28 protein-coding genes are annotated in these 24,097 nt (G+C 30.2%); 22 read left to right on the top strand and 6 right to left on the bottom strand.

Features of this window, described 5'->3' with window-relative positions:
• The first annotated feature begins 4 nt into the window (after positions 1-4).
• The 11 genes from JG776_RS01735 (at position 5) to JG776_RS01785 (ending at position 8,082) form a co-directional block, all read left to right on the top strand.
• Positions 5-766, top strand: coding sequence for a MurR/RpiR family transcriptional regulator (locus JG776_RS01735; RefSeq protein ID WP_291964119.1), 762 nt, complete (start codon positions 5-7; stop codon positions 764-766).
• Between the two features lie 233 nt (positions 767-999).
• Positions 1,000-1,725 carry a DUF1287 domain-containing protein gene (locus JG776_RS01740; RefSeq protein ID WP_291964120.1) on the top strand — a complete coding sequence of 242 codons (726 nt, stop codon included), beginning with the start codon at positions 1,000-1,002 and terminating at the stop codon, positions 1,723-1,725.
• Between the two features lie 56 nt (positions 1,726-1,781).
• Positions 1,782-2,360 (top strand): Uma2 family endonuclease, encoded by a 579-nt coding sequence (locus tag JG776_RS01745; protein ID WP_291964121.1) that lies wholly within the window; start codon positions 1,782-1,784, stop codon positions 2,358-2,360.
• A gap of 168 nt (positions 2,361-2,528) precedes the next feature.
• Positions 2,529-3,053, top strand: coding sequence for an FmdE family protein (locus tag JG776_RS01750; protein WP_291964122.1), 525 nt, complete (start codon positions 2,529-2,531; stop codon positions 3,051-3,053).
• A gap of 406 nt (positions 3,054-3,459) precedes the next feature.
• A complete protein-coding gene (locus JG776_RS01755) occupies positions 3,460-3,702 on the top strand; it encodes a hypothetical protein (protein ID WP_291964123.1) in 243 nt (80 codons plus the stop codon).
• Positions 3,703-3,931: 229 nt separating this feature from the next.
• Entirely contained in the window at positions 3,932-5,110 is a 1,179-nt protein-coding gene (locus tag JG776_RS01760; RefSeq protein ID WP_291964124.1) for a DUF6449 domain-containing protein, read from the top strand.
• 18 nt (positions 5,111-5,128) lie between these two features.
• Positions 5,129-5,509 carry a GntR family transcriptional regulator gene (locus JG776_RS01765; protein WP_291964125.1) on the top strand — a complete coding sequence of 127 codons (381 nt, stop codon included), beginning with the start codon at positions 5,129-5,131 and terminating at the stop codon, positions 5,507-5,509.
• On the top strand, positions 5,509-5,814 hold the full coding sequence (locus JG776_RS01770; protein ID WP_291964126.1) for an ATP-binding cassette domain-containing protein: 306 nt from the start codon (positions 5,509-5,511) through the stop codon (positions 5,812-5,814). Before JG776_RS01765 ends, JG776_RS01770 begins: the two co-directional genes overlap by 1 nt.
• A 46-nt stretch (positions 5,815-5,860) precedes the next feature.
• The gene (locus JG776_RS01775; RefSeq protein WP_366934180.1) at positions 5,861-6,409 is read left to right on the top strand and encodes a hypothetical protein; all 549 of its coding nucleotides are present in this window, start codon (positions 5,861-5,863) and stop codon (positions 6,407-6,409) included.
• Positions 6,384-6,707 carry a hypothetical protein gene (locus JG776_RS01780; protein ID WP_291964128.1) on the top strand — a complete coding sequence of 108 codons (324 nt, stop codon included), beginning with the start codon at positions 6,384-6,386 and terminating at the stop codon, positions 6,705-6,707. Before JG776_RS01775 ends, JG776_RS01780 begins: the two co-directional genes overlap by 26 nt.
• A 19-nt stretch (positions 6,708-6,726) precedes the next feature.
• On the top strand, positions 6,727-8,082 hold the full coding sequence (locus JG776_RS01785; RefSeq protein ID WP_291964129.1) for a hypothetical protein: 1,356 nt from the start codon (positions 6,727-6,729) through the stop codon (positions 8,080-8,082).
• A 31-nt stretch (positions 8,083-8,113) separates the two neighbouring features.
• Here the strand turns inward: JG776_RS01785 and JG776_RS01790 are convergent, their stop codons facing one another.
• Positions 8,114-8,434 (bottom strand): thioredoxin family protein, encoded by a 321-nt coding sequence (locus JG776_RS01790; protein WP_291964130.1) that lies wholly within the window; start codon positions 8,432-8,434, stop codon positions 8,114-8,116.
• A 191-nt stretch (positions 8,435-8,625) separates the two neighbouring features.
• Here JG776_RS01790 and ppaX point away from each other — a divergent pair, with 191 nt between their 5' ends.
• The 8 genes from ppaX to JG776_RS01830 all read left to right on the top strand — a co-directional run bounded on the left by ppaX (position 8,626) and on the right by JG776_RS01830 (position 15,782).
• Positions 8,626-9,255 (top strand): pyrophosphatase PpaX, encoded by a 630-nt coding sequence (gene ppaX / locus JG776_RS01795; RefSeq protein ID WP_291964131.1) that lies wholly within the window; start codon positions 8,626-8,628, stop codon positions 9,253-9,255.
• A 76-nt stretch (positions 9,256-9,331) separates the two neighbouring features.
• Positions 9,332-10,321, top strand: a complete 990-nt coding sequence (locus tag JG776_RS01800; RefSeq protein ID WP_291964132.1) for a LacI family DNA-binding transcriptional regulator — start codon at positions 9,332-9,334, stop codon at positions 10,319-10,321.
• Positions 10,322-10,368: 47 nt separating this feature from the next.
• A complete protein-coding gene (locus JG776_RS01805) occupies positions 10,369-11,322 on the top strand; it encodes a carbohydrate kinase (RefSeq protein ID WP_291964133.1) in 954 nt (317 codons plus the stop codon).
• 9 nt (positions 11,323-11,331) lie between these two features.
• Positions 11,332-12,213: a glycosyltransferase gene (locus JG776_RS01810; protein WP_291964134.1), complete on the top strand. Its 882-nt coding sequence runs from the start codon at positions 11,332-11,334 to the stop codon at positions 12,211-12,213.
• Positions 12,189-12,782, top strand: coding sequence for a glycosyltransferase (locus JG776_RS01815; RefSeq protein WP_291964135.1), 594 nt, complete (start codon positions 12,189-12,191; stop codon positions 12,780-12,782). Before JG776_RS01810 ends, JG776_RS01815 begins: the two co-directional genes overlap by 25 nt.
• 2 nt (positions 12,783-12,784) lie before the next feature.
• Positions 12,785-13,717, top strand: a complete 933-nt coding sequence (locus JG776_RS01820; RefSeq protein ID WP_291964136.1) for a DUF4931 domain-containing protein — start codon at positions 12,785-12,787, stop codon at positions 13,715-13,717.
• Between the two features lie 29 nt (positions 13,718-13,746).
• Positions 13,747-15,099 carry a HAMP domain-containing protein gene (locus JG776_RS01825; RefSeq protein WP_291964137.1) on the top strand — a complete coding sequence of 451 codons (1,353 nt, stop codon included), beginning with the start codon at positions 13,747-13,749 and terminating at the stop codon, positions 15,097-15,099.
• A gap of 2 nt (positions 15,100-15,101) precedes the next feature.
• Positions 15,102-15,782, top strand: coding sequence for a methyl-accepting chemotaxis protein (locus JG776_RS01830; RefSeq protein ID WP_291964138.1), 681 nt, complete (start codon positions 15,102-15,104; stop codon positions 15,780-15,782).
• Positions 15,783-15,855: 73 nt separating this feature from the next.
• On the opposite strand, the gene arcC is transcribed toward JG776_RS01830, so the two are convergent.
• From arcC to arcA, 3 genes are read right to left on the bottom strand one after another with little or no spacing between them, the layout of a single operon-like run.
• Entirely contained in the window at positions 15,856-16,806 is a 951-nt protein-coding gene (arcC, locus tag JG776_RS01835; protein WP_291964139.1) for a carbamate kinase, read from the bottom strand.
• Between the two features lie 31 nt (positions 16,807-16,837).
• Entirely contained in the window at positions 16,838-17,827 is a 990-nt protein-coding gene (gene argF / locus JG776_RS01840; RefSeq protein ID WP_291964140.1) for an ornithine carbamoyltransferase, read from the bottom strand.
• Between the two features lie 33 nt (positions 17,828-17,860).
• Positions 17,861-19,090 (bottom strand): arginine deiminase, encoded by a 1,230-nt coding sequence (gene arcA, locus JG776_RS01845; protein ID WP_291964141.1) that lies wholly within the window; start codon positions 19,088-19,090, stop codon positions 17,861-17,863.
• A gap of 462 nt (positions 19,091-19,552) precedes the next feature.
• Here arcA and JG776_RS01850 point away from each other — a divergent pair, with 462 nt between their 5' ends.
• Entirely contained in the window at positions 19,553-20,131 is a 579-nt protein-coding gene (locus JG776_RS01850; RefSeq protein ID WP_291964142.1) for a GNAT family protein, read from the top strand.
• A 5-nt stretch (positions 20,132-20,136) separates the two neighbouring features.
• Here JG776_RS01850 and JG776_RS01855 read toward each other — a convergent pair whose 3' ends face one another.
• The gene (locus JG776_RS01855; protein ID WP_291964143.1) at positions 20,137-21,354 is read right to left on the bottom strand and encodes an MFS transporter; all 1,218 of its coding nucleotides are present in this window, start codon (positions 21,352-21,354) and stop codon (positions 20,137-20,139) included.
• A gap of 214 nt (positions 21,355-21,568) precedes the next feature.
• Here JG776_RS01855 and JG776_RS01860 point away from each other — a divergent pair, with 214 nt between their 5' ends.
• A complete protein-coding gene (locus JG776_RS01860; protein ID WP_291964144.1) occupies positions 21,569-22,033 on the top strand; it encodes a methylated-DNA--[protein]-cysteine S-methyltransferase in 465 nt (154 codons plus the stop codon).
• 4 nt (positions 22,034-22,037) lie between these two features.
• Here JG776_RS01860 and JG776_RS01865 read toward each other — a convergent pair whose 3' ends face one another.
• The gene (locus JG776_RS01865) at positions 22,038-22,943 is read right to left on the bottom strand and encodes a DMT family transporter (protein ID WP_291964145.1); all 906 of its coding nucleotides are present in this window, start codon (positions 22,941-22,943) and stop codon (positions 22,038-22,040) included.
• A gap of 129 nt (positions 22,944-23,072) precedes the next feature.
• On the opposite strand from JG776_RS01865, the gene JG776_RS01870 reads away from it, so the two are divergent.
• Positions 23,073-24,095 (top strand): low specificity L-threonine aldolase, encoded by a 1,023-nt coding sequence (locus JG776_RS01870; RefSeq protein ID WP_291964146.1) that lies wholly within the window; start codon positions 23,073-23,075, stop codon positions 24,093-24,095.
• The last annotated feature ends 2 nt before the right edge of the window (positions 24,096-24,097 follow it).

The raw sequence follows: 24,097 nt of genomic DNA on the forward strand, positions 1-24,097 counted from the left end.
TAATATGCGGTTAGAAGAACTAATAAATAGTAGATATTCAAAATTGAATGAAAATGATATACATATATTAGGATATATTTTAAATAATAAAAAGAGGTGCTCAACACTTAGTATTAATGAATTAGCTAAGGTTTGTAATGTTTCAAGGACTACAATTTTAAGAACGGTTCAAAAACTTGGTTTTGATGGATATAGTGAATTTAAAGTGTATTTAAAATGGCAAGTGGAGAAAAATAAAAAAATTGACAATAGTAGCTTAGATGAATTTTATGGAGATTTATATAAAACAATTAAAATGTTAAAAGAAACAGATTTTAGCGTTATATCAAATTTAATTGATAAAGCGGAAAGAATTTTTGTGTATGGGACTGGTGCTGCACAAAAAATAGTTGCACAAGAACTAAAAAGAACATTTTTAGCGGTACATAAATATTTTCATGTAATAGAAGGAAGTACTGAACTTAATATAATAACACAAAGCATTACACAAAAAGATTTGTTAATAATTATTTCGCTATCAGGTAATACAGAAAATATATTGGACTGTATTAAAGAATTGTCAATTAAAAACATACCAATAATATCAATAACACGATTAGGAAATAATAAACTTTCAACAATTGCAAATCATAATTTATATACATATATTTCCACATTAAGTATTACTGAAAATAGAAAAGTAGAAACTTTTTCACCATATTTTATTTTAAATGATGTTTTATTTAGAGAATATATAAGATATAAGCAGAACACAGATTGCAAGTGATAATTTAGGGAGTTTTAAGAAAAATAGAATTACACTTTTCTTTAAATAATAAGTTTTTCAGCAAAAAGGCTGAGAAGTGTAAGAAGTGGTGTAGATGTGAGGAATAGGTTTCATTTGGTGGTTAACACCAAGTGAAACCTATTTTTTATACTTTTTTTTACTTTATTTTAATTATAAAAATTTGAATATATTGCTATACTTATATAGAAATAAATGTAAATGGAGTAGGTTGTATGAAAAACAAAATTAAAATAGTATCTGCTTTTATTATAGTAATAATTAGTATTTTATTTTTTAGGAAACACTCTATAAATTTAAAAGTTCAAGAAAAAATACAAGAAAACGTAGTGGATAATAGTATATTAGATAATATTCCTATTTTAAAAACTGTTGAGGTAGAAAAGATAGTTATTCCTGTAGATAAAGACAATGACAGTATATATGACTTAGATGATATAGTAGAAGGTGCAAGGCTTGAAGCCCAGAGAAGACCTATATATAAAAGTGCCTATTATCAAGGAGGATATCCACCAGAAACAGAGGGAGTATGCACAGATGTAATTTGGAGGGCTTTTAAAAATGCAGGATATGACCTAAAAAATATGGTGGATAATGACATAAAAAATAATGTAAGACTATATTTAAGAGTAAATGGAAAACCAGATCCTAATATTGATTTTAGAAGAGTTCCTAATTTAGACGTTTTTTTCAAAAGGTATGCGAATACATTGACATTAGAGCTAAAACCCTATGATAAAGAAAATTTAAAACAGTGGCAGGGTGGCGATATTGTTGTTTTTAAAAATCCTGGGCATATAGGTATTTTATCTGATAAAAGAAGAAATGATGGAATACCTTATCTAATTCACAACGCAGGTCCCTATGCAATGGAGGCGGATGACCTTTTATGGTGGTATCCTAAAATAGTAGGGCACTACAGATTCCCTAAAGTAGATTAATTATCTACTGATAAATTTGTGGTATAATTATAAAAAAGGCAAATAGGGGTGATTTTATGGTATTGCCTGAAAGACTTGAAATATATACTTATAGCGACTATAAGAACAAAGAAGATGATAATAGATATGAACTTATTAATGGAAAGTTTTATGCAATGGCTCCGGCACCTTCAAGAATTCATCAAAAGATAATAACTGAAGTATCACGAAACATAGGAAATTATATTGAAGGTAATTCACTATCCTGTGAAGTATATGTAGCCCCCTTCGATGTTAGATTAATAGATGATGGTCAGACAGAAGATAGCTGTACAAATGTAGTTCAACCGGATATTTCAGTTATATGTGACAAAACAAAGTTAGATGATAAGGGTTGTATAGGAGCACCTGAATTTATAATAGAGGTCGCTTCATCATCAAATGCATCAGTTGATTATGTGAAAAAGCTTTATTTATATGAGAAGTTTAATGTTAAGGAATATTGGATTATAAATCCTAATACGGAGCATATAATGATATACACTTTAGGTGAAAACAATCAATACTCAGAACCTTTTATCTATACATTTACAGAAATCATAAGATCTAAGTTTTTGCAGGGATATGAGGTAAAAATAAGTGATATTGTTAAATAATAATTTATATTGACTAAAATATTATATTTTGTTAACATAAAGTAGGAACACGAAGTTCCACATAAGGTAAGATTTTTAAAACAGAGCTAAACCCACGAAGGGTTAAAACCTTCGTGGGTTATTTTTTGTATTTCTTTTACTAATAAAAATTATTTAGGAGGTTGAGGTATGAATAAAGAATTGTGGAAAAAATGTGTGGAGTTTCACGGACACGAGTGCCCAGGGCTTGCAATAGGATTTAGAGCCTGTGAAATCGCAGCAGAAAAACTTAATTTGACCTTTTCTAAAGATGAGGAGGTTGTATGCATAACTGAAAATGATGCCTGTGGTGTTGATGCTGTACAAGTTATAACAGGATGTACGATGGGAAAGGGTAATTTATTATTTAAAGACAGGGGAAAAATGGCCTTTTCTTTTATTAAAAGACAGACAGGACAAGGAATAAGAGTAGTATTAAAACCTTTAAAAAGAGAAATAACAAGAGAAGAAAATCAAAGGTATATTTTAGAGGCATCAGCAGAGGAGGTATTTGACATAAAGCCTTTAAATACTAAGCTTCCTGAAAAGGCAAGACTTTTTAACAGTATAGTTTGTGAAGAGTGTGGAGAGGCCACTGCGGAACATAGGGTAAGAATTCAAAATGGAAAAAAGGTTTGTTTAGACTGCTTTAAGGAATATACAAGGGTATGGTAAAAATGCAGGCAGAAATTATGTATAAAAGATATGTTGGTAGATAAAAGTTTGTATTTTTACTACCTACACAAAGAAGAAGGCAGATGAAATATATAAGTTTTTTGTAGGTAAGGAATTGTTTGATAAAATGCAGGAGGATTTTGGTGAGCTTGGGAAATTAAATTTAAAATAAAGTATATAAGTAACAAGAAGACGAAGTGGCAAAATGCTTCGTCTTTTTTGTTTTAGAAAAATATTTACAGTAAAGTATTTACAAAAACAAAGAAGTAGAATATAATATAACTGTACTAAATGAAATAATACAGATAATACACGTAATACAGGGGGAGGGGTTATTGAATTCTACTAAATAGATTAATAAATGTAATAGAATGTGTTTAAAAAAGGCTATTAAGGAGGGTTTAGAATGAAAAGGGTGCATATACATCCGATACTTCAAAACGATTTTAAAAGATTTGGACTGTTTGGATTGATATATGGGTTGTTTTTAAGTTTATTTATACCGATTAAGCTGTTTAATCTAATTGGCCATTCTAAACATATAGAGGACATAAACCCATATGCAATTTTTAGATTCAATTCAGAAAATGGTATATATATTTTAGGTATTGTTATTTTTTTCAATCATACTTGGTGTTGTTATATTTAGTGAAGCACAAAATTATAGCTCCAATAATCATTTATATGGCCTGCCCTTTACCAAAAAGGAAATTTTTATAAATAAAGTTTTAGTAGGTATTTTTCTTATATTAATTGCCTGCCTATTTAATGTTTTACTTTGTTATATCTTATTATTGAAAACTAATTACTACACTATTTTAAAATTAAGTATATTAAAGTATTATATTTTAGTTTTTATTTTAAGTACAATCTTTTTTATGTATAGTGTTTTATTTTCAACAATGACAACAAATAATCTTCTTAATGCTCTTTTTAGTTTTACTTTTTGCGTACTGCCCTATGGTATTGTAAAACTTTTGAATATGTTATTAGAAAACATTTTAATTGGTAGGTATGAACAGTTTAAGGAGACAATTTTACCACATCTTTTTCCATTTAGCATAATGGAAGGTTTAGCTTTAGAGTTATTTAAGAGTAAGGACTTGATTTTATTTTTAATGAGTATAATTTTTATATTCATTTTATCCTTTGCACTGTTTTTATACAGAAAAAATGAGAACATTAATAGATTAATTGTATTTAAATTTTTAGAACCTGTATTTGTGTATGTCGTGACTTTTATTACAATGTTGATATTTGGAATAATTATAATTAATATGTTGCCTGAAAGTTTTATAGGAGTAACTATAGGTTGTCTTATAGGTGCATTTTTAGGACATTATGTTTCACAAATGGTGCTTCATAGGGAAATAGTTGTTTTTAAATATATGAAGGGATTTTATGTATATGTATTATTAATGATTATTGTTATATTTGTTATCGGCAAAACAGATATAGTTTATCGCCATACGCTGCCTAAAGTTGAAGAGGTTGAAGGAGCTTACGTTACAACAGAATACTATAGATTTAAATCTATGGAAAAAAATAATTTCAATTACCTTATAAGAAATCCTAATACGATAGCACAAATAATTGATTTACAGAATTATTTAATTGGTTTAAAGCAGATTCCTTATGATACTAATTCTACTTTTATTGTTTATAAATTAAAGGATGGATCAATTGTAAAAAGAAAATATATGACAGACTATACAATAAAGGAAGAAGAATATTTAAAGCAAATATCAAAGGATAAAGACTTTAAAACAATTGAATATGATATTTTGCGTATACAACCAGAGCATATAAAGGATGTCGTAGTTGTATATGAGAATAATACATTTGAAATAAAGGATAATGCAAAAATAAATTATGTATGTAAAAACTTAAGGGAGGATATTTTGAATGATAGATATAATCTAAGTACTTTTGAAGGCACAATAAGAATAACCCTATATCCACAATATTATAAAAAATATGGAATAGACAGCGATAATCAAATTTTAAATTATCAAATAAGTTCAGGTAACAAGTGGATTGAAGAGGTAATAAAGTAGGAAAATGGAGGTGAATTTATGTTTGAACTTGATGTTAGAAGTAGAGTTCCTATTTATGAACAGCTATTTGAAAAGATAAAGGAACTCATTATAAAGGGGTTGTTGAAGGAGAACGAACAGCTTCCATCGGTTAGGGCACTATCTAATGATTTAACAATAAACCCAAATACAATTCAAAAGGCATACAGGGAGCTTGAAAATCAAGGATATATATATTCAATACCTGGAAAAGGAAGCTTCGTAGCACCTTTAAAGGACAGAGATATTAATAAAAAACAGATAGAAAAGATTTTAGAAGAGGTAAAGAAGCTTATGCTTGAGGGACTTTATTTAGGAATGGATAGAGAGGATTTTATAAAGGTTTTAGAAGATGTTATAAAAATTAAGGAGGGAAAATAATGTTAAGGGTAAATGGACTTTATAAAAAATATGATGATTTTGAAGCAATAAAGAATGTAAACCTATATATACCAAAGGGAGTAGTTTATGGACTTATTGGTTCAAATGGTGCAGGAAAAACCACTTTATTAAAGACAGTAACAGGAATTTTTGAAAAGGACAGAGGAAGTGTAGCTTTAAATGAAAAAGAAATTTATGAAAATGTTGAGGCAAAAAAGAAGATATTTTTTATAGCAGATAATCCATATTTTTATCCTGGATATACAGTAAAGGATATGGCGAAATTTTTACAAATCAGTATATGAAACTTGGGACAGGGATAAATACGAAAGGCTAAGAGGTATATTTAAAATAGATGAAAACAAAAAAGTTAGGAATATGTCAAAGGGGATGCAAAAGCAAGTTGCAATATGGCTTGGACTATCAACAAATACAGATGTTTTAATTTTAGACGAACCACTTGATGGTCTTGATGCAGTTATAAGGCAGAGAGTAAAAAAATTGATTTTCCAGGAGGTTGTAGATAGACAACTTACAGTTTTAATTTCATCACATAATTTAAGGGAACTTGAGGATTTTTGTGATTATGTTGCAATACTCCATAATGGAGAGGTAATTTTAGAAAGAGAAATTGAAAAGCTAAAGAGCAGTATTTTAAAAGTAGAAGTTGCCTTTAATGATGGAATGCCTGAGGAGCTAATGGAAAGGATAAAGCCAATAAAAACTGTACAAAAGGGTAGAATGTGGGTCCTTATAGTTGAAGGAGAAAGAATTGAAATTGAAAAAATTATTCAATCCTATAATCCAATTTTATTTGATGTTGTATCACTTACTCTTGAGGAAATTTTTATGTATGAAATGGAGGGGATAGGGTATGAGTATGAGAGCATCAACTATTAATTCAATATTTAAAAATGATTTAAAAAGGTATTGGGTTGTAGACCTTATGTATTTAATTTTAATATTTTTAAATATACCTTTAAATATGTTAATTTTACTATCAAAGTCAACAGAGAAAGAAGAATTAATGTTTTCTCTTACACAAATGTTTAATTATCAATCAGATTACTTTATATTTGGCATATTAATTTTAACTATTTTGATGTGTATGCTTTTAATTCGTGAAGTACAGGGGTATAGAAGCAATATTCACATTTTTAGTTTGCCATTTTCAAAGAAGAATATTTTTTATAAATAAGTTCCTTGCGGGTGTTATTTTGATTTTTACTCCAATATTTATAAATTTTTTAATAACTGAAGTAATTTATTTTGCATTTGACGCAAATAAATTGATTAAACAAAGTATAATATTAAATTATTATATAATGCTTCTAATAATTTGCATAATTTTCTTTTTACAAAGCTTGGTGTTGGGTATTATTACATCAAACTCATTGTTTCATATAGCAAGTGGATTATTAATTAATTTTATTCCTTTTATTTTAATAAGTGTTCTAAATTTATTTTTGAATGTTGCTTTCTATGGTTTGTATTTGGAGGATAGTTTAACACTTTTAGTATCAAATAAGTCATTTATAGCTTATCTATTTCCACTTTTGAGCTGGTTAAATAGTGAAATTGTATTTAGTAAGGTAGGTTTTGTTGGATATATATATTTACTTTTAACAATACTAATTTATTTTTTACTATCCTATATACTTTTTACAAAAAGGAAAAACGAAAAGGCAACAAATTTAGTAGTTTTTGACTCTATAGCCGAAGCACTAAAATATTTTAATACAACATTGTTAATGTTTGGAGTTTCAAGTTTAGCTACAATGATAGCAAAAGGAGACATATTTACAGTATTTATTTCGGGATTAATAGGTGCTTTCGTAGGATATTATTTTTCTGAGGCATTAATAAAAAGAAATTTAAAAGTTTATAGGAATCTGAAGGGATATTTAATTGTTGTGTCTATATGGTCTATATTTCTGTTAATTAGTCAAACGGAAATGATATTTAGACACAGCCCTCCAAAGTTAGATGATATTGAGAGTGTATGTATATCTAATAATAAAAAAATTATTTATGATATGGAATATGGATCTAAGGCACCAAGATTTCATATAAAAAATAAAGAAACAATTAAAAAAGTACTTTCTCTACAGCAACATATAACATCTCTTAAAAGGGATTACAGTAGATTAAATAGTGTTTATATAGTTTATAGACTTAAAAATGGCAGAGAAATAAAAAGACTTTATGAAGGAAGTTTTGACAGCAAATATAATGAGTATATGCAATTAATTTCTTTGGATGAAGGTTATAAGAAAATAAATTATGATATATTCAATATAGATTATAAGGATTTTAATAAGGTAATGATATTTATGAAGAACAAAAATGAAGTTGAAATTAATGACAGGGAAAAAATTGAATTTGTTGTGAATAACATAAGAAGAGATATATTAAATAATAGCTATCAGTATAAAGATGACGTTATTTTTGATGGAGTTGATAAATCAAAGGGAAGTATTGAAATATATTATGGATATGACGGGCAACAATACAAATATACAGCATTTATAATAGATACAAATAATAAATGGATAGATGAGCTTATTAAATAGTTTAACAAAAGGGCAAATCCCTTTTGTTAAACTAAAACACAAGTGAATAATATTTGTCAATAGTCGCCAGAAAATCATCAATGCTAATTATTCTTGATTTTCTGGCTATTTCTTTTCCATCGATAAAAATAAGTAATGTAGGAAATGAAAATATAGAATATTCTCCAGCAGCTTCAGGAACGTCTGAAATTTCAACCTTTGAGAGTTTGATATTAGGGTAGTTTGTTAAAACCTCTTCTATTTTAGGATAGAGTGCGTGGCATACGCTGCAAGCCTCACTTGAAAAATATACAATGCACATTGTATTTTCTTTTGTAAAATTTTTAATTGAGTCTAATGTTGAAAGAACCATAAAAACACCTCTTTAACATAATATCATTATAATACGATATATTATATAAGATTTTTAATATAATATCTACCATTATACTTTAATATTTTGTTTAGAAACATTATTTTATCATTTATTTTTACAAAGTTTTGAAATAATATGTATTTATGATATGATAGATTATAAGTTAATTTATTTTTAGGAGGGAATATATGTTTAGGGCAGTTTTATTTGATTTAGATGGGACTCTTTTAGATACAAATCAGCTTATAATATCATCTTATAAACATACTATAAAAAAGCATTTAAACAGAGATTTAGAAGATAAAGAAATAGTAAGATATTTTGGTGAACCATTAAGGTTAACTCTTGAAAGATATGATAAGGAAAAGGTTGAGGAGATGTATGAAACCTATGTAAAATATAATGAAGAAAAACACGACAGTATGATAAAGCTGATGGACAATGCAAAGGAGACATTGGAGGAGCTTAAAAATAGAGGAATAAAAATAGGTGTTGTAACATCTAAAAGAAAGCATATGGCGGAGAGGGGACTTAAGTATTTTAACTTGCTTGAATTAATGGATGTAATAATTGCAATGGAGGACACAAGTGAACACAAACCAAATCCAGAACCTCTACTTGAGGCCTGTAGAAGACTCGACATATCACCAAGCGAAGTTTTATATGTGGGGGATAGCCACTATGACATTCAATGTGGTAAAAATGCAGGTTCAAAAACCTGTCTTGTAAAATACACAGTACTTGATTTAAATGAAGTTTTAAGCTATAAGCCTGATTTTGTTATTGATGGACTTAGACAACTTTTGGAGATAATATAGATAGATAAAATTTTAGTTGAAGGTTGAATTATAATATGGTAAATTAAATATGAAAAGCTTTTCAAGGAGAGTTGCTATGTTAAACATTAAGGATATTGCAAAATTGGCGGGAGTTTCGCCTGCAACTGTATCAAGGGTTATAAATAATAGTGCCAATGTAAATGAGGAAAAAAGACAGAGAGTCTTAGAGGTATTAGAACAAACAGGATATAAACCAAATGCCTTGGCAAGAGGATTACTATATAATAAGACCTTTACATTAGGTGTGGTTGTACCTGATATATCAAATATAAATTTTTCAGAGTTTGTAAAGGGAATAGAAAAAGAGGCAAGACAAAATAGCTATAATATAATTTTAATGACTTCAGGAAATGAACCAGAGAGGGAAGTTGAATGTTTTGAAATACTTAAAGAAAAAAGGGTAGACGGAATAATATTTGCAGGTACTATTTTAACAGATAGACATAAACAACATTTAGACAATTCAAATATTCCATTTGTGGTTTTTGGGCAAGATTTTGAATATAAATCATTAATTTCTATTAATTTAGATAATCTTAAAGCCTCCTACGATGCAGTAAGATATTTATATTCAAAAGGAATAAAAAAGGTTGCTATGATTACAGGACCACTTTGGGATAAATCTGCTGGATATGATAGATATATTGGATTCTTAAAGGCTTCTATTGAAAATGGTATAAACCAAAGGGATTTGATATATAAAGAGGGGGATTTTACAATTACGTCTGGATATGAAAATATGAAAAAGATATTGGAGCAAGATAGAGTAGAGGCAGTTTTTGCGGCGAATGATTTTATGGCACTTGGTGCAATTAAATATCTATTAGACAATAATATTAAAGTACCGCAGGATATAAAGGTTGTTGGATTTGACGATAATCCAATAGCAAAGATCTACACCCCATCCTTATCAACTATAAAAATTGATTTTTATAATGCAGGAGTATTAGCTGTAAAGGCTGCTATAAAATGCTTAGATGGAATTGAAGATGAAAAAAGGATACCTATAGAATATGAAATAATAGAAAGGCAGAGTAGTATATAATTTTTTTAATTACTTTTGAAAAGCTTTTCAAAAAGGGAGTGATAAAGATGAATATAGAAGAAAAAATAATTTTTAGCAATAGGGAATATGACCTTTTGACAGTTGGAGAAATATTAATAGATATGATATCTAAAGACTTTGCTGAAGATTTTTCAAGTGAAGAATATATAAAAAATTTTGGTGGTTCACCCGCTAATATAGTGATAAATACTAAAAGATTAGGATTAAATTCAAGGGTAGTTTCAAGTGTAGGATTTGATGGATTTGGAGATTTTCTTGTTTCCCATCTACAAAATGAAGGAATAGATACATCCCTTATAGGAAGAACAACTTGTCCAACAAGTATAGTGGTTGTTACAAGGTCAAGGGGGACACCTGTACCTATATTTTATAGAGGTGCAGATTATGAAATAGAATATACAGAAGAACTAGATAAAGCAATAAAAAATACAAGGATTATGCATTTTTCAACGTGGCCACTATCAAGAGAAAGATCAAGAAAAGTAGTAGAGAAGGCAATAAAAACTGCAAAGGAAAGTGGAACATTAATAGGTTTTGATCCAAATTATCATAGGGATTTATGGGACAAAGATTTTGATGCAATAGGATATATAAAATCAATAATAAAGTATGTAGATTTTATAAAACCGTCGGAGGATGATGCAGAAAGGTTGTTTGGGAAGGATATTCCCAAAAATCAAATTAAAAAATTCCTTGAACTTGGTGCAGATGTTGTTGTTATGACACTTGGTAAGGATGGTGTTATAGTTGCAGATAAAAATAAAATGATACAGTTTAATACATTGGCGACAGAAGTTAAAGATACGACAGGTGCAGGAGATGCCTTTTGGTCAGGTTTTTATACAGGAATGATAAAGGGGAGAAATATTGAAGATGCAGTAAAGGTTGGACTTGCTGCAAGTGCTTTTAAATTAAAATATATTGGTGCTATTTCGCCAATGCCAAGATATGAGGAATTAATAAAACAATTTAATGTATAGGAGGTTAGTATGAGAATAGCGTTTATCAATCCACAAGGAAATTTTGATAATAACGATAGCTACTGGACACAGCATCCTGATTTTGGAGGACAGCTTGTATATGTAAAGGAAGTTGCACTTGCTCTTGGAGAAATGGGGGTTAAAGTAGATATAATTACAAGAAAAATAGTTGATGATGAATGGGTAGGGTTTTCAAAGGATGTTGAAATTTATCACGGCAATGAAAATGTTAGAGTAGTTAGAATACCCTTTGGAGGTGACAAATTTTTACCAAAGGAACAACTTTGGCCATATCTTGCAAATGAATTTGTAAATGGAATAGTTGAGTTTTATAAGAAAGAAAACATAAAGCCTGATGCAATAACAACTCATTATGCAGATGGTGGACTTGTTGGTGCCATACTTTCAAATATATTTGATGTTCCATTTACCTTTACAGCCCATTCCCTTGGTGCACAAAAGATGGACAAGTTAGGTGTCAATAAAGAAAATTTTGATGAATTTGAAAGAAGATTTAACTTTTCAAAGAGAATATTTGCAGAGAGAATTGCAATGAATAGATCCTGTGTGAACATTGTTTCAACAGCACAGGAAAGATATAATCAGTATGGTCATAAATACTATGAAGGTGCAGTTGATGTAAATGACGATAAGAAGTTTAAAGTAATTCCACCGGGTGTAAACACAAAGGTATTTACCTATCAATATAGAGAAGAGGATGATAAAACAAAAGAATATATATACAAATATTTAAGGAGAGACATTGCTGAAGATAGATTAAACCTTCAATATGTTGTTTTATCCTCAAGATTTGATAAGAAAAAAACCATAAGGGAGCAGTTCTTGCCTTTGCTAAAAACAAAAAGTTGCAGGAGAAGGCAAATCTTGTAATTGTTTTAAGAAATGTAGAAAATGCCTTTGAGGATTATTCAAATTTAAATGCTGAAGAGAAAGAAATAATGGATGAAATTATGACAATCATAAAGGAGTATAATCTTTATGGAAAGGTATCGATGTTCCCTATAAATGGCCAAAAGCAGCTTGCTTCTGCATACAGGGTTTTTAGCAAGCTAAGATCAGTTTTTTGTTTAACAGCACTGTATGAACCCTTTGGACTTGCTCCAATTGAAGCAATGTATGCTGGGCTTCCTGCTGTTGTAACTAAAAATGGAGGGACTCTTGAGACCGTAGATAAAGGACGATATGGAGTTGTAGTTGATCCAGAAAATCCAGAGGATATATCAGAAGGACTTATTAAAGCACTGGAAAACTTTGATATCTACAGAAAGCTTGGGATAGAAAGAGTAGAATCAAAATATACTTGGAGAGCAACTGCAGTTGGATATCTTAAGGTAATTGAGGAGGCTTTAGGAAAAAGAGAAGAGATTGAAGATTATTACTATACAGGAGCTCAAGAAGAAAATTTAATTAGAAAAATGAAAGGAATGTTAGGTGATTAATTATGGCAGAGTTTAGATTGAATGAAATAACAAATGAACAAATATTGATAGTAGAGTCAAGACTAAAAAGACCAAAGGATTATAAGGATAAAGAGGTTGTTGAAAAGGTTTCATTCAAAGAAAACTGTCCATTTTGTGTAGGAAATGAAGAACAAACACCACCTGAAGTTTATAGGGATGGTGATCCTTGGGATGTTAGAGTGGTAGAAAATAAATTTCCTATACTTGGTAGAGAAGGTGCTATAACAGGTTATCATTATGTTGTTATTGAAACAGCTGACCATAGTAAAAATCTACACGAAATGAGTGAGGATGAAATATATAAAGTTGTTAAAAGCTTTATTAAAGTAAGTGAGGAGTTATATAAAAAGCAAGATATAAAATATGTTCAAATTTTTAAAAACTACAAGAAAGAGGCTGGTGCGTCTTTAGAACATCCTCATTCTCAAATTATCGCAATAAAAAAGATGCCTGAAAAGATAATAAAACAGAAGAAAAAAACAAGAGAGTATTTCTATCAAAATGGAAGATGTTTTATTTGTGACATTATTAAAAATGAAATACAAAATAAAGAAAGAATAGTATATATTGACGAACAATATATAATTTACTGCCCATTTGCATCCATATTCCCTTATGAAATGGCTATTGCTCCACTTATACATAAAAGTAGTATATTGAATATGAATGATGAAGAAATAAGAAAATTAGGAAGTATTATTTTAAATGCATTGAATAGATTACAAAGAAATGTTGGAGATGTAGCATACAATTTGTTTTTTGATTTTATTAGAGATGAAAATGAGTACTATCATTTTCAAATTAGAATATGTCCAAGAATTTCTATAAATGCGGGTTTTGAAATAGCGACTGGCTTACATACAAATGTAATATCTCCAGAAACGGCTTCATTAATACTTAAAGTGGATAAATAAAATGTGTACAAAAGGTGGGTAGGGTTGTAATGGAAAATATAATTGCCACAATTAAAAAAAATAGTATTTTTTCAAAGCAGAAGTTATCGATAAGATTAATAAGAATTATTAGTGTGTTAACAATGTTAGCTTTTTTGTTTTTACTTGGAATGATATATAATGTATTGATGGCATCTGCAAAAAGGCAGTATATCAATTCTGCAAATCAAGTATTAGAGCAAAACAAAAATTATATTGAGTATATTACAAAAAGTATAAACAACTATGCAATACAAATTTTATCAGATAAAGATTTGATTGAGACTTTGCAAAAAGATTATAAAGATGATTATGATAAATTATTGGCTACTAAAGCTTTAGAGAGCAAAATATCTTCTATAGCATTATCAAATGATATAATAAGTGATGTTTTTATAATAGTTGATAACAAAATAAACTATGGTTACCCAAATATTAAAAGTGACATTACAACTGATAAAGTTCCATATTATAAAGAATTTATAGAATCTAATAGCTCTAATTATTGGACACCGCCAATAAAATTAAATTTAGGTTTTATTGATGATATAACGGTAAGCAATTATTCAATAGTAAAAGATTTAGATTTTGGTAAAAAATTGGGACTTCTTGTTATCAGTTTAAATCCATTAAAATTTTCAAAAGCACTGATTAAAAACAATGATGGGTCAATTATGTATATTGTAAATGAGCAGGGGAAAATAATATCGCATCCAGATCTTAATTTAATAGGTAAAGATTTAGTTCAAATTAAAAAAGATAATTTAAATAAGGGGCAAGGGCATTTTTATATTAACGATAATTCTAAGGAAAAATTAATAATATATTCAACAGTTCAAAATGGTTGGAAGTTGGTATATGAAATTCCAAAAGGTTTATTATTAAAGGATACTATTAAAATTATAAATTATATTTTGATTATAGGAACTTTATTTGTATTAATAGTTACGTTAACACTAATAGTATATATGAATAAATTGTTAAAGCCATTAGATAAAATAGTACAAGCAACCAAGAGTATTGAAAGTGGAGATTTAACAATAAGTGTTGATGTAAATACAAAAGATGAGATAGGTAAATTATCGAATACATTTAACAATATGATAAACAATTTAAGAGCTATGATTGAAAGAACAACGAAAACAATCAATGAATCTAAAAAAGTTGCAAGTAATGTAAGTTCAAGTGTATATGAACTACATAGTGCAATTTATGAAATTTCTGCAAGCATACAATCAATTTTAGAGGGAGCAAACAAACAAAATGATATGGCAGATTTATGTAGCAGCAGGGTAGATAGTTTTGGAAAACAGTTAAGAGAATCTCTTGAGATATTTGAAAAGTTAGAAAAAAATCTAAAGTAGCAATGGAAAAAAGCTTAAGTGGTATTGAATACATTAAAAGTATTATAAATGAATTTGATGAAAATGTAAAAAATATCAACAATGTTAAAAAGATGTCCAATGATTTAACATTGAGTACAAAAAATGTTGAATCTATATTAAATAATATTAATGAAATTGCTGAGCAAACGAATCTGCTGGCATTAAATGCTGCAATTGAAGCTACAAGAGCTGGAGAAGCAGGACGTGGATTTATGGTAGTTGCCGATGAGGTTAGGAAACTTGCAGACAACTCGAAGAAGTCTGCTTATACGATAGCAAACATAATAAAAGATATAGATAAAAATGTAAATAGTACATCCTTTGCTATGGAAAATATAGCGGTAGTACTTAATAATCAGACGCAAGCAATTAATAGAATAATTGAAATATTTAATGAAATAAATGAATCTTTTAAAGAGGTTGCATTTGGAATAAGTAAATTTGGTGATGTGGTTAATGAAATTGATAAAAGTAAAGAAGAAGTTATAAATTCTATTTACGAAATTTCAAATATATCTCAAAATACAACAGCTTCAATTAATGAAATTAGTGCAGCATCGGAAGAACAAGTTAATGCTGTTGAAAATGTTAAAAATCTAATGGTAGAACTTGAAAATGTGTCTTCTAAAGTAGAAGAAATTATATTAAAATTTAAGGTTTAGATTGATTTGTTCCTCATTATAAATTTATATTGTTACTTAAAAAATCCGCTTTGGTAAAACCAAAGCGGATTTTTTATCTTATAACTACTGTTCCAGTTAAGCCCTTTAATGCCTCTCTTGCCTTTTCAAGTGAAGTTATTATAGCCTTTCTTCCTTCCTTTGAATTTGCAAACATCATTGCAGCCTTTACCTTTGGAAGCATAGAGCCTGGAGCAAAGTGACCTTCTTCTATATACCTTTCGGCTTCTTTAATGGTCAGTGTATCTAAATCCTTTTGGTCTGGTTTATTGAAGTTTATTGCAACCTTTTCAACAGCAGTTAGTATAACAAGTTCATCTGCATCAAGAAGTTCCGCAATTTTTTCAGAGGCAAGGTCTTTATCTATAACTGCTGCAACACCCTCGAGTGTTCCATCTTCCTTCATAATAACAGGAACACCACCACCTCCAACTGTAATAACAACGTGTCCAGCCTCAACAAGTGTCTTTATAATAGGTTCTTCAACAACAGCAACAGGCATTGGAGATGGAACAACACGTCTCCAGCCACGACCTGCATCCTCCTTCATTACATATCCCTTTTCAGCCATTAAAACCTTAGCCTGTTCTTCTGTAAAGAAGGAACCAACTGGTTTTGTAGGATTTTTAAATCCAGGGTCATTTTTATCAACTACAACTTGAGTTACAACTGCTGCAACAGACTTTTTAATGTCTCTTTTTAACATTTCTTCTCTTATTGCCTGTTGTAGGTGATATCCTATATACCCTTGGCTCATAGCTCCGCATTCAGGAAATGGCATAACAGGCTTGGAACTATCCTGTGCATTTGCAGCCTCATAGGTTGCAACTATTTGCCCAACTTGAGGACCATTTCCGTGTGCAATTATAACTTCGTGACCATCCTCTATTAAATCAACTATTGCCTTTGCAGTATGATGACAAGTTTCAAGTTGTGCCTCTGCCGATATATCTTTTGGATTAGCTTGAAGTGCGTTTCCACCTAAAGCTACTACTATTCTTGCCATATTTATCCCCCTATTCTTTTTGTTTACTTAATTAAAGAGTAGCAACCATAACCGCCTTTATAGTATGCATTCTATTTTCAGCCTCATCAAATACAACTGAATGTCTGCTTCTGAATACTTCATCAGTAACTTCTCTAATATCAAGTCCCATCTTTTCCATAGCATCCTTTGCCATTTTAGTTTCAAAATCGTGGAAGGATGGTAGGCAGTGCATAAATATTACATCAGGATTTTCAGTTGCTCTAAGCATATCCATTGTTACTCTAAATGGAGTTAAAAGTCTTACTCTTTCTGCAAGTTGAGCTTCTTCCCCCATTGATGCCCAAACATCTGTATAGATTACATCTGCACCTTTTAGAGCTTCTATATTATCAGTTATTTCGATTACTGCACCTGTTTGATTTGCAACTTCACGAACCTTTTCAACTATATCTTCCTGTGGCCAAAGTTCCTTTGGTCCATAAGCAACAAAATGCATACCCATCTTTGCACAACCATACATCCAAGCATAAGACATATTGTTTCTTGTATCTCCAACAAACACAACCTTAACCTTGTTAAGTGGCTTTGCAACGTGTTCTTCAATTGTCATAAGGTCAGCAAGAATTTGTGTTGGATGGTCAACATCAGTTAAACCGTTCCATACAGGTACACCTGAGAATTTTGCTAAATCTTCAACAACCTTTTGTTCAAATCCTCTGTATTCAATTCCGTCATAGTATCTTCCAAGAACCTTTGCAGTATCCTCTAAGGATTCTTTTTTGCCCATTTGTGAACTGTTTGAATCAAGGAATGTAACGTGAGCACCTTCATCTAATGCAGCAACTTCGAAGGCACATCTTGTTCTTGTTGAAGTCTTTTCAAATAGAAGAACTATATTCTTTCCAGCAAGAAGGTTATTTCTTATTCCAGCTCTTTTTTTAGATTTTAAATCGTGAGATAAATCAAGTAAGTATCTAATTTCCTCTGGAGTAAAGTCCATAAGTGTTAAAAAGCTTCTTCCTTTTAAATTAACTGGCATACTTATTTCCCCTTTCTTTATGTAAAATTTATTTTAAAGATTAATATTTTCTCTATATAGAGGCATACTCATACATCTTGGGCCACCACGCCCACGGGATAGCTCAGAACTTGGAATGGATATTACCTTTATTCCTTTTTTAACTAAAATTTCGTTTGTTACATAGTTTCTTTCATAGGTTATAACTACACCTGGTGCTATTGATAGAGTGTTTGAACCATCATTCCACTGTTCACGTCCTGCAACTATAAAGTCGCCACCACCGCATTTTATAAGTTCAACGCTGTCAAGTTTTAGTGCATCCTTTAATATATCTTCAAGGGGACTTGTATTGTGCTTGAATTTTAATGTATTGTTGGCACCTTTTGTTACTTCATATACACTAAGCGGCCCTTGAATAGCTGGATGGATTGTAAACTTATCATAATCAACCATAGTAAATACAGTATCAAGATGCATAAAGGCTCTGCATTTTGGTATTTCAAAAACAAGAACCTTTTCAAATCCTGTGTCTTCTTTAAATAGATTTTTAGCAACTATTTCAATAGCCTCTGGTGAAGTTCTTTCACTACAGCCTATTGCAACTACTTTACTTGATAAAATTAGTTCATCTCCACCTTCTATCGAGAAGGGTAATGTTCTGTCATACCATAGGGGTACATTAGATTGTTTAAAGTCTTTGTGATATTTATGGATATACTTTAAGAAGAGAGTCTCGCGTCGTCTTGCCTCGGTATGCATTTTATTTAGTGTAATTCCATTACCAATTGCTGCACCAGGGTCACGTGTAAAATAAAGATTTGGCATTGGATCTAAATAGAAGGGATAGTCGTCCATCATTAGGTCAGCAAGAGATGTAACCTCTTTAATTTCAATTTCTTCTTTTCTTATACCAGACATTATTTTATCTACCATAGAACTTGTAGGCATAGAAAGTAGATATTCGATTAGAGCCTGCCTTAGGGAAGGAGAGTTAATTCTACTCTCATCCATCATTTCTTCTAAAAACTCAATTTTTATTTTGTCATCACTTAAAGCTGAAGTTGCAAGTTCTTCAAGGTAAACAACCTCAACATCATTTTCTCGAAGTACTTGTGCGAATTTGTCGTGTTCCTCTTGTGCTATTTTTAGATAGGGTATATCGTCAAAAAGCAGTCTTCCGAGATACTCGGGTACGAGGTTTTCAACTTCATTTCCTGGTCTATGTAATAGAACTTTTTTGAGTTTACCAATCTCGGAGGTGATGTTTATAAGGTTATTCATTTTATCCCCCCTTTGTTACAACTGTAATTGCAATTATTTTACATTATTCATTATACATTTTGTGTATAAAGCAGGTAAAACCTTATACATTGACAAAAACACCTATATGAACGGAATTTTTGTCAACATTATTATTTTATCTCCTTTTTACTTGAGTATACTAACAATTTTGAAAATTTAAAATAATTATTCAGGATATTGTTTATTTAAACAGAGGGCTTGTATAAAACATAATATTTATACATAAAAAAGATTGCTTTTATTCAATAGAGTAATTGAATATACAATGAAAGTGTATACATCTTACACAGATTAAAAGTTTGTAACAAAAAGTGCCACCCACGTGAAATGTGAGATTTACAAAAAAATACACATAGATTATAATAAGTTTAATATTAAGAGAGTAATAGCTATAATATACATTTACTATATAGTTGTTTAATATACTTTGGGGGGATATTTATGTACTTTAAAAGGTTTATAGGGGAGAGAATATATTTGTCGCCATTAAATGTAGAGGATTATTTAAAGTATGCAGAATGGATAAACGATCTGGAAGTTAGTATTGCTCTCTTTGAAATGAAAACTCCAATTACTGCACAAGGTGAAAGGCAAATTATAGAAGATTTATCTAAAGAAAATGTTTTTGCAATTGTAGTAAATGAAATAGATAAATTAATAGGAAACATTGGACTTCATAATATTAATTGGATATCAAGAACTGCAGAGCTTGGTATATTAATTGGAGATAAATTTTATTGGGGACAAGGCTATGGTAAAGAAGCAATAGAGTTAATATTAGACTATGCATTTAATATGTTAAATCTACATTCAGTATATCTTAAGGTTTATGGATATAACACAAATGCAATTAAGTGCTATGAAAAGGTAGGTTTTAAATATGCGGGAAGGTTGAGAGAGGCAATAGAAGTTGCGGGAGAAAGATATGATGTTATTTATATGGATATATTAAGGGATGAGTTTGAGTCTGTATATATAAAAAGTATTGTAGAGAATAAAAAGAAGGGTCTGAAACCTTAATGGTTTTAGACCCTTCTGTGTCGTAATATAAAGAGCATACCTGATATAAACCTTAAAACACCAACTATAATTAGAGCAGTTCTAATTGTAGTGACTTGATAGAGCTTCATTCCAACCCAAGGTGCAATTACAAGGGTTATATTTGTTACAAGGTTATAAAAGGCAATATAGGATGTTCTGTTTTCCCTTGGTGCAACCTCATAAAGGGAGTTTAAAAGTAGGAGCATAGTACCCGAAACACTAAGTCCAGTTATTACTACAAAATAGGCAACGTGATAAATTTTTGTAGACATTGCATACATAAATGGTGCAAAGGACATCCCAACTGTGGCTAATGTGAGTGCAAGGGAATTTCCGTGATGCTTAGAAAATCTTCCCCAGAATCTATATCCAAAGGCCATTGCAAGTCCATTTATTGTTGATATAATAGATGCCCAAAATTCATTTGTGTGTAGATAATCTACTTCATAGGTTAAAAACAGTGGCCATCCCATCTGCCAAGTGAAGTGAAATATTATAACAGTTGTTATAAATATAAGGTATTCCCTTTGATTAGGTAGATTTTTAATAAATTCAATTGATAGTCTATTATTATCAGTTGAAATTTCGGCGTAGGAAGATTTTGCATCGTATTTATGCCTCCAGAGTACAAACACCTCAAGTATTCCAAATACAAATGCAATTAGGAATATATATTGATAGGTTTTAATAAGTTCCGCCTTTGAGCTTGAAAGTGTCGTAAGAAGAAAGCCAGCGAAAAGTGTTGTAGCTGTTCCTGCAAAGGTTGCTATACTATTTCTAACTGAAAGATACTGTTCCCTTTGTCCTGGAGGGAAAATATCAGCAAAGAAGGATTGCCATAAAAATACAGCAATAGAGTTTGGAAAGTTCATAGAACTATATAGAAGGACAAAAATAAGTGCCCTATACTTTTCATTTAAAAAAGGAATAAGTGCCATTAGGATATAAAAAACTCTTGTTATTAAAAACATTAAAGAAGTAGTTCTTTTTTTGTTTTGAGTAGAACTTAAAATTATACCACCAATAAATATAGCTAATATACTAAAAAAAGCTGGGAGAGAGTTAAAAAGAGAAACAAGTGAATCTCCAGCATTTAGCCTTTTTAGGAAAAGACCTGCAAAGGATGTGGCAAGATTTAGTGCGATTGCTTGAAAAACTCCATTTAGTATATTAAGGTAATAATTAGTCTTTAGTTTAGACAAAATAACACCCCCTAATCCCCTAATAACGATTATATATGAGGTAGGGGGGAATTACAATAAATGAATAAATTTTTGCAAAAATTCAGTAGGTGTTAATCTAACTTTTTGGTATAATTAAAAAAGTATGATACAGAGGTGAAATACAAATTACCAATATATTACAATTTGATATTTCACCTGGGTGGCACTTTTGAAAAAATGGGGGTGTAATGTTTTGGGCTCATACTACATATCTTTCTATGATTCACCAATAGGGCTTATTAAGATAGCTGCAAATGAAGAAGCAATAGTCGCCCTTGATTTTGTATATAAAAGGTCAAAGGAAAATGAGAATGATGTGATTAGACAATGTAAAATTCAGCTTGATGAATATTTTAAGGGAATAAGAAAAGAGTTTGACGTTAATATTGAGGTAAACGGAACAGAGTTTCAGAAGATGGTTTGGCAAGAATTAAAAAGAATACCCTATGGGCAGGTTAGAAGCTATAAGGATATTGCGGTTGCTATTGGAAATGAAAAGGCTGTTAGGGCAGTGGGTGGTGCAAACAATAAAAATAAAATTGCAATAATAATACCCTGTCATAGGGTAGTGGGAAAAGATGGTTCTTTAACAGGATATGCTGGAGGCCTCTGGAGGAAAAAGTGGCTACTTGAGCACGAAGAAAGAAACAGCAAGTGAAGACTTATTCACTTGCTGTTTCTGCTTTAGGCTCTATTTTTAACCCAAATTTTGTTTCAACAGCTAATATAGATATAAAAATAAGCATACAGCCAATAAACATATTAAGGGTAAATTTATCGTGTAGTAGTATAACTGAAAATATAGTTCCAAATACTGATTCTGTACTTAATATGATAGCAGTTTTGGTGGAGGATGTATACTTTTGCCCTATTGTTTGAAACAAAAATGCAATGCAGGAACTAAAAATTCCAAGATATAGAACAGAGAATACGGTGGTTTTGTTATATACTGTAGGTACTGGTTCAAAAATTAGAGCAAATATCAATGAAAGCACTGCTGTTAATCCAAATTGAATTATAGATAATATAACTGGATCGATATTTTTAGCAAAGTGGCCAGTTGAAACTATATGGGCAGCATATAAAAGAGCACACAATAGAGTTAATATATCTCCTAAATTTAAGTTTATACCTACTCCACCTTCATATGTAAGTACTGATATTCCTATGAAACTTAAAAAAACACCTATATAAGAAAATATATCAGGTTTCTTGTTAAATACAAACCAATATAAAAAAGGTACCATAACTACGTTTGTCCCAGTTAAAAAGGCTTGCTTAGATGGGGTTGTATATTGAAGCCCTATTGTTTGGCTTGAAAAGGCAGTAAAAAGAAAAATACCTACAATAAGACCTCCCTTTAAATCTTCTTTTGTTATCTGTTTTAGTTTTTTAAAAAATATAGATGAAAGCAGAAGGAAGGCTATTGAAAACCTTAAAAACTGTAAATAAAATGGTTTTATATGGTCAAGTCCATTTCTTGTTGCAACAAATCCACCGCCCCATATTATTGCGGTTATAAGTAATATTGACATTGCAAATAAATCCTGTTTCTTCTCTTTATCCATTATCAATCCTCCTTTATAGTGCTATTTTAACAGAGTTAGCTTTTTAAGGTAAAGTATTAAATAAAAAATAGTATAATAATATAAATGTATGCTAAAATATATTTAGTATAACAAAATTGGGGGGATAATATGAAAAGTTTTGCCAGCGACAATACATCAAGGGTACATCCTAAAATAATGGAGAGTATCGTTAATGCAAACTATGATAATGCAAAGTCCTATGGATATGATGAATATACATTGAGGGCTGAAAATAAATTTAAAGAGCTATTTGGGGAAGATATTGATGTATATTTTGTATATAACGGTACTGCAGCAAATGTTTTGGGACTTGCATCAATAACAAATACATACAATGCAATAATATGTTCAGAATGGGCACATATAAACACGGATGAATGTGGGGCACCAGAAAAAAACATTGGCTGCAAGATAATTTCAATACCAAGTAGCGATGGGAAATTAAATGTTGAAGATGTAAACAAACACCTATTTGCGATGGGTGTAGAGCACCATTCACAGCCAAAGGTTATATCGATTACCCAATCAACAGAGTTAGGAACTGTTTATACAAAGGAAGAAATAAAGCAGATTGCAGATTTTGCCCATAAAAATAATATGTATCTGCATATGGATGGTGCAAGAATTGCAAATGCAGCCTGCTATTTAAATTTAGGTGTAAGAGAGTTTACTAAGGATGCAGGTGTAGATGTTTTATCCTTTGGAGGAACTAAAAATGGGATGATGTTTGGAGAGGCAGTCATATTTTTAAACAAGGGATTATCAGAAGGGTTTAAATATAGAAGAAAGCAGTATATGCAGCTTCATTCAAAAATGAGATATATATCAGTACAGTTTGAGGCTCTTTTAACTGATAATTTATATATAAAAAATGCAAAGAATGCAAATGAAATGGCAAAATATCTTGAAGTTAGATTAAGGGAAATACCAAATATAACAATCACACAAAGGGTTGAGGCAAATGCTGTTTTTGCTTCACTACCAAGAGAGGTAATAGATAAGCTTTTAGAAAAATACTACTTCTATATATGGAATGAAGATAAAAATGAGGTTAGATGGATGACATCCTTTGATACAACAAAGGAAGAGATAGATGAGTTTATAGAGGATATTAAAAAAATTATTAAATAAAA

It is taken from the genome of Caloramator sp., from assembly GCF_020054765.1.
GTDB lineage: Bacteria > Bacillota > Clostridia > Clostridiales > Caloramatoraceae > Thermobrachium > Thermobrachium proteoclasticum.

Bases quoted from the DNA above. Each gene is read 5' to 3' on its own strand.
- JG776_RS01810 (WP_291964134.1), top strand. From the start codon at position 11,332: ATGAGAATAGCGTTTATCAATCCACAAGGAAATTTTGATAATAACGAT.
- JG776_RS01790 (WP_291964130.1), bottom strand. From the start codon at position 8,434: ATGGTTCTTTCAACATTAGACTCAATTAAAAATTTTACAAAAGAAAAT.
- JG776_RS01800 (WP_291964132.1), top strand. From the start codon at position 9,332: ATGTTAAACATTAAGGATATTGCAAAATTGGCGGGAGTTTCGCCTGCA.
- JG776_RS01850 (WP_291964142.1), top strand. From the start codon at position 19,553: ATGTACTTTAAAAGGTTTATAGGGGAGAGAATATATTTGTCGCCATTA.
- JG776_RS01760 (WP_291964124.1), top strand. From the start codon at position 3,932: ATGTATAGTGTTTTATTTTCAACAATGACAACAAATAATCTTCTTAAT.
- JG776_RS01780 (WP_291964128.1), top strand. From the start codon at position 6,384: ATGAGTATGAGAGCATCAACTATTAATTCAATATTTAAAAATGATTTA.
- JG776_RS01740 (WP_291964120.1), top strand. From the start codon at position 1,000: ATGAAAAACAAAATTAAAATAGTATCTGCTTTTATTATAGTAATAATT.
- JG776_RS01865 (WP_291964145.1), bottom strand. From the start codon at position 22,943: ATGGATAAAGAGAAGAAACAGGATTTATTTGCAATGTCAATATTACTT.
- JG776_RS01735 (WP_291964119.1), top strand. From the start codon at position 5: ATGCGGTTAGAAGAACTAATAAATAGTAGATATTCAAAATTGAATGAA.
- arcA (WP_291964141.1), bottom strand. From the start codon at position 19,090: ATGAATAACCTTATAAACATCACCTCCGAGATTGGTAAACTCAAAAAA.
- arcC (WP_291964139.1), bottom strand. From the start codon at position 16,806: ATGGCAAGAATAGTAGTAGCTTTAGGTGGAAACGCACTTCAAGCTAAT.
- JG776_RS01750 (WP_291964122.1), top strand. From the start codon at position 2,529: ATGAATAAAGAATTGTGGAAAAAATGTGTGGAGTTTCACGGACACGAG.
- JG776_RS01745 (WP_291964121.1), top strand. From the start codon at position 1,782: ATGGTATTGCCTGAAAGACTTGAAATATATACTTATAGCGACTATAAG.
- JG776_RS01805 (WP_291964133.1), top strand. From the start codon at position 10,369: ATGAATATAGAAGAAAAAATAATTTTTAGCAATAGGGAATATGACCTT.
- JG776_RS01870 (WP_291964146.1), top strand. From the start codon at position 23,073: ATGAAAAGTTTTGCCAGCGACAATACATCAAGGGTACATCCTAAAATA.
- argF (WP_291964140.1), bottom strand. From the start codon at position 17,827: ATGCCAGTTAATTTAAAAGGAAGAAGCTTTTTAACACTTATGGACTTT.
- JG776_RS01825 (WP_291964137.1), top strand. From the start codon at position 13,747: ATGGAAAATATAATTGCCACAATTAAAAAAAATAGTATTTTTTCAAAG.
- JG776_RS01765 (WP_291964125.1), top strand. From the start codon at position 5,129: ATGTTTGAACTTGATGTTAGAAGTAGAGTTCCTATTTATGAACAGCTA.
- JG776_RS01770 (WP_291964126.1), top strand. From the start codon at position 5,509: ATGTTAAGGGTAAATGGACTTTATAAAAAATATGATGATTTTGAAGCA.
- ppaX (WP_291964131.1), top strand. From the start codon at position 8,626: ATGTTTAGGGCAGTTTTATTTGATTTAGATGGGACTCTTTTAGATACA.
- JG776_RS01830 (WP_291964138.1), top strand. From the start codon at position 15,102: ATGGAAAAAAGCTTAAGTGGTATTGAATACATTAAAAGTATTATAAAT.
- JG776_RS01755 (WP_291964123.1), top strand. From the start codon at position 3,460: ATGAAAAGGGTGCATATACATCCGATACTTCAAAACGATTTTAAAAGA.
- JG776_RS01820 (WP_291964136.1), top strand. From the start codon at position 12,785: ATGGCAGAGTTTAGATTGAATGAAATAACAAATGAACAAATATTGATA.